The sequence below is a fragment of the Alistipes sp. CAG:268 genome (assembly GCA_000434235.1).
Lineage (GTDB): Bacteria > Bacteroidota > Bacteroidia > Bacteroidales > Rikenellaceae > Alistipes > Alistipes avistercoris.
Window position 1 is genome coordinate 21,143 of sequence record FR892002.1, and the last position, 5,007, is coordinate 26,149.

Below are 5,007 nucleotides of genomic sequence, written 5' to 3' on the forward strand. Positions count from 1 at the left end.
TTTGCCAAAGACTCCCGCGAAAATGGCAGCAGTCGCTGTCCAGCCGCCTTACGCGAGGACATACCCCTCTTCGCTTTTGCGCAGGACTCCCTGGCGGACCAGCTGGGCGATCGTCCGCGACAGGGAGGGGCGTGTGACGCCGAGGATGAAGGCCGTCTCTTGAAGGTTCTGTACAGCCGGGTTTTTCTCCAGATAGCCGATCAGCCGCGACGAGAGGGTCTGCAGGGCGAACTGCTGCACGCGGCTGGTCAGGAAACGGCTGTGGTCCGAGAGAATGGAGAGGAAGTTGCGCAGTACGGCCGTATCGCTTTCAATCAGGGCAAGCAGACTCTCCCGGCTGACGATCCACAGCCGGCACTCCGTGTTGGCGATGACCGATACCGGGAAGGTATTCTCCGTGGCGAAGAGAAATGCAGAGGCCAGCACGTCGGGAGCCGCCAGGGTATCGAGCGTGAATTCGCGCCCCTCTTCGTTGGTCATCTGCACGCGGACGCTCCCCTCGCACAGCAGCAGCAACGAACGGCAGACGCTGTTCTGCATGGCGATGAACTCGCCTTTGCGGTAGTTGGCGATACGCGAGGGCGATTTCTCGAGAATCGGATCGACAAGTGTGCGGTTGCAACCCCGGAACAGGGGCATGTCGTAAAATTCACATTCCATAAGATTTTGATCTGTCGATTGTTGTGCCGGTCCGTAACAAATGTTACGCCAAGATCCGTATCGTGCCTCTAATTTTGCGCCGGATTTTGGACGGGGTGCGTCGGTCGGGTCGATCGGACGCTGCGCAGCCCGACTGCAAATATACGAAATACATGAGACAGATGAGTGGAATAAAGCGATTTTTATGGTTGAGTGCGGTGCTTCTGACCGCCTGCCGGGCCGATGATCCGGCCGACGGCTTTTCCCGCCCGGATGCGGAGGGCGTGGCCTTCCGCATGAGTTGTGCGGGCTATGAGGACGGGAATGTCCGTTCGGACCTCCGGCAGGAGACCGACTACGACCGAGTGGAATTTTGTGTGGTGGACGACTCCGGCTCGGCCGTCGGCGGAGTCAAGTGCCTGTACGATCCGGCGGCTTCCGAGGTGCGGATCGAAGGGCTTCGTGAGGGCGACTACCGTCTGCTGGTGCTGGGTGTCCGGGGCGATGCGGAGGCCGACGGCGTGACGATCCGTACGATCCGCCGTGAGGAGGACGAGTGGTTGAGCTTCCCCGCCGACCTGCAGCGGCCGCTCGGGGCCGAGTACTTCCATTCGCGCACCCCCTTCTCGGTGGTGGCGCGCAAGGGCCCTTCGGGAACGGAACTCGAGGCCGTCGTCGAGGAGGAGGTCATACAGCACCGGATCATCGGGCGGACCGACTTTTCGTTCGCCTTCAACAATCCCTATGTCGAGACGGCGCTGCAGACCCGGCGCGTCACGCTCCTGGCGCCGCGTTTCCGTACCGGCCTGACGGGCGGCGGTCTCTTCGCGGGTACGGGCGACAGCCCCGACATCGAACTGGACCTGGACGAGGCGACAACCTGGCTCTTTCCGCCGACGGTCGAGGATGAGCCGCTTCACGGCGAGGTTGAGCTGACAACGCGCAACTACCGCGGACACACCGTCCGGCGTGCCTACGGCTTCACGCTCGGGGAGGTCGCTCCCAACCGCATCGGACGGGTGAGGACGACGGCCGTGCATCCCGACGACGAGTCGGCCACGGCATTCGTCACCGAACGGACCTTCGAGCGCTTCGGTCTGGAGCGTATCCTGCAGGACGACGAGCCGAAGGAGGTCTACACCGATGCCGCACAGCGGACCTTCAATACCGCGGCGCCGCTGCAGGTCTCCGTGACCGACGACGGGCGTCTCCACGTCCGCTTCTATTCGCCGCGCGAGGTGACCGGCCTCCTGATTCGGGCCCGCATCCCCTCGGTCGGCAGCGAGTTCTTCGATCTGGCCTACTTCGACCGGGTCCCGCCCTTCGCGGACTTCTACGGCGAACTGCCGATGTCTACGCGCAAGACCTTTTGTCGCACGGAGTCGGGGCGGATCGTCGAGGTCGATCCCGTGCCGGCGTCCGAATGGGCCGATGCGGAGTTCCGCCTGGAGTCCGACGATCCGTTCTGGACGAAGCTCGAGGCCATCGAGCACGGATGGACCATCGGGTTCGACCTCTACGGGGGCGATCCCGAACGGGCCGACGGCGGGCCGGTCGGCAACTGGATGGGAATCCGTCCGGTCCATTGCCGCGAGGTGGTGGCCCTGTTCCTGAACTTCACCTACATGATCGACATGCCCGAGCATGAGCAGATCCTGCGCGCGAATGCCGACCGCCTCTACGGCAACGGAGGCCCGGAGGACAAGGTCACGGTGGAGACGGTCCTCCGCCAGATGCGCCAGCCGCGGACGCTGCGGGTCGGGCTGGTCTACCCGGGCAACGGCGTGATCGGACTCGGCGGCGGTTCGGTCTTCGGGGCCTACCAGCAGGCCTGGTTCCAGCACTATTTCAACACCTATTCGTGCGAGATCATGTTCCACGAGCTGGGACACGTGATGGGTTACAACCACAGCAGCTCGTTCACCTACGGGCCCTGGGCGCAGGAGTTGATGAACCGTTTCTATGTCGAGCACATTGGCGAGATGCCGATCGACTCGCCGTCGTACCTCGACAGCGCACAGAACCCGAACCGATATTAAGTACAAGCCAACGATACGATGATGATGAAAATAGGAAAATATCTGGGCGCGGCCGCTTTCGCCGTGCTCCTGCATCCGGCATGCAGCGAATCGCCGGAGGATGCCGCCCCGATGCCGGGCGCGGGGCCGGTGCTGTCGGTCCGTTTCGAGGCCGAGGGGGCGCTGCCTGTCCGGACGGCAGAGGCGGACGATGCGGCGATCGGCCGCGTGACGGGCTTCCGCTTCGTGCAGGGAACCCTGCACGAGATCCTCGAGGGCGAGTCGCCCTCCGAAGGGCTCCATACGTTTTATCCCACAGCCCTCGAGGGTGAACTGCACTTCGTGGCCAACGCTCCGGAGGGGCTGTTCGATGCCTTGCGTCCGGGCGGTTCGACCCTTGCGGAGTTTCTCGCACTCGGGGCACCGGTCGGCGCGATGGTCTCCGACCGGGTGTTGATGACCGGACGCATGGAGCTTCCGGCGGAGTCGGGCCGTGCCGCGACGGTCCGCATGACGCGCAGCGTGGCGCGGGTGGACCTCGTCTCGGAGGAGCGCGGCGTCGAGGTGCGCAGTGTGTCGATCCGGCCGATCGCCGACCGCGGTTATCTCTTCGCACAGGAGTATCCGGCCGTGCCGGCCGATGCCGGGGAGACCGAATTCCGAGGGGAATACGGCGAAGGGGAGTTCATGAACAGCCGCCGGACGCTGCTCTACCTCTGTGAACAGCCTTCCGGCGGAATGACGGCCGAGGTGGTCGTCGCCTTCGGCGGGGGACTGCACCGCATGACGGCTGCCTTTCCCGCTGACCTCGTGCGCAACCGGATCTATGTGCTGCGGGTCCATGGCGCCGGAGCCGATGCCTCCGTGTCGGTTTCCGGAGGAACGTGGGAGGAGGGGGCCTCGGTCGGAACGACCCCCGCTCCCGGCGGGCTGATCGACCCTGCGGCCTCGTCGCTTCCCGAGGGGGTGACGCTGAATGCCGCGCAGGATTCGGTGCGGGTGGATTCCCGGGGCGGAGAGTTCCGCCTCGCGGTCCGTGCCGAGGCAGGCACGGAGGTCGAGATTGAGGGCCTCGTGCGCGGCGTGACCGCCTCCGTCGAACCGGCGGCACGGTCGTTCGAGCCGGTAGCGACGGTGGCTGTGTCGGCCGGGCGGCGTCTGCCGGGCGAATCCCGAGCATACCTCTATCTGAATATCGTCCGGGACGGTGTCCGCCTGGGGCGGATCGCGCTCCTCTTCGAACCCAACCCCGTGCAGCTGTCCGGCGGAATCGTGCTCGACGGGGAGGGGAACTGTGACTTCGGCCGCTATGTAGATGGCGAGTTGGGGCGTCTGACGCTTCCCGAGGGCAAGGTGGCCCGGGTGGAGTTCGACGCGGACGAGGACCCGTGGCTCAAACTGGACGGCGAGGGACGGTCGCTGCGGATCCTGGCCGGCTGGAAGCCCAACGATCCGAAGGCCGACGGCCGAATGCAGGAGGGCCGCATCGTCATCTCGCAGGCCGACGGCTCGGACGTCGAGCGTTATGCCGTGCGGCGGCGCAACTGGGGCCTTCCGGTCGTGGAGATCGGGGGCGTGTGGTGGTGCAAATACAACCTGCGCGGCAACGTGAAGGAGTTCGCTGACCAGATCCCGATCGGCGCCGATCCGGCGGATGCGGATGCACTGGCCGACTACCTGGCCTCGTGCGACGAGGGGGAGCTGCTGCGTCTGCTGGGCGACCAGTACCAGGCGGGCAATCCGGAGGGGCTTCCGCTGCGGCACGACGGCGCCTCCTTCTACTACGAGGGGATGCAGTCGGCGGCGCAGAACTTCGGGTCGATCGACCCGGCTGCCATGGCTCCCGACGGCTACCGGATTCCGGGTTACGACGACTACGCCTTTTTTGCCGGCAGCCGCAACTACAATCTCGGCGGCGTCGGGACGCGGAGCTACCGCAACATGGCGGACGACGAGCTCACGGTGCGTATCCTCGAGCGGGAGGCGACACTGCTCGGGCAACGCTACGGCACGATGGCTCTCTATGAGTTCCGCTCGGGAGGGGCGTGCTGGGTGCTTTGCGGCCTGGGCCATCAGTGGAATACGACGGCGGGCAACATCTCGCCGATGATGTTGCTGCTGGCAACGGCCGGCGACGGTACGAACAGCTGGGTCCTGGAGGGGTATGCGCAGGCGGACCGCCCGGGACAGAACTGGCTGAAGTTCGTGGGGCAGAATTCGACCAAGACCCGGATGATCCGGTGTGTGAAGACGCCGGTGGAGTATATGTACGATTGAGAGAAAAACGGAAGAGAATGATGTCGATGAAACGAAAGATATGGATGCTGCTGGCGGCCTTTGCCGCCGCAGG

Annotated in this window: 3 protein-coding genes; 2 read left to right on the forward strand and 1 reads right to left on the reverse strand. The window is 64.9% G+C overall.

Annotated features, from left to right (window positions below):
* Positions 1-48 precede the first annotated feature (48 nt).
* The gene (locus tag QZL63_RS06175; RefSeq protein WP_022308458.1) at positions 49-660 is read right to left on the reverse strand and encodes a Crp/Fnr family transcriptional regulator; all 612 of its coding nucleotides are present in this window, start codon (positions 658-660) and stop codon (positions 49-51) included.
* A gap of 197 nt (positions 661-857) precedes the next feature.
* On the opposite strand from QZL63_RS06175, the gene QZL63_RS06180 reads away from it, so the two are divergent.
* Together QZL63_RS06180 and QZL63_RS06185 are read left to right on the forward strand one after the other, a co-directional pair.
* Entirely contained in the window at positions 858-2,678 is a 1,821-nt protein-coding gene (locus QZL63_RS06180; RefSeq protein ID WP_290586232.1) for a hypothetical protein, read from the forward strand.
* An 18-nt stretch (positions 2,679-2,696) separates the two neighbouring features.
* Complete coding sequence (locus QZL63_RS06185) at positions 2,697-4,934, forward strand: hypothetical protein (RefSeq protein WP_290586229.1); 2,238 nt, start codon at positions 2,697-2,699, stop codon at positions 4,932-4,934.
* Positions 4,935-5,007: the final 73 nt, after the last annotated feature.

Bases quoted from the DNA above. Each gene is read 5' to 3' on its own strand.
- QZL63_RS06185 (WP_290586229.1), top strand. From the start codon at position 2,697: ATGATGATGAAAATAGGAAAATATCTGGGCGCGGCCGCTTTCGCCGTG.
- QZL63_RS06175 (WP_022308458.1), bottom strand. From the start codon at position 660: ATGGAATGTGAATTTTACGACATGCCCCTGTTCCGGGGTTGCAACCGC.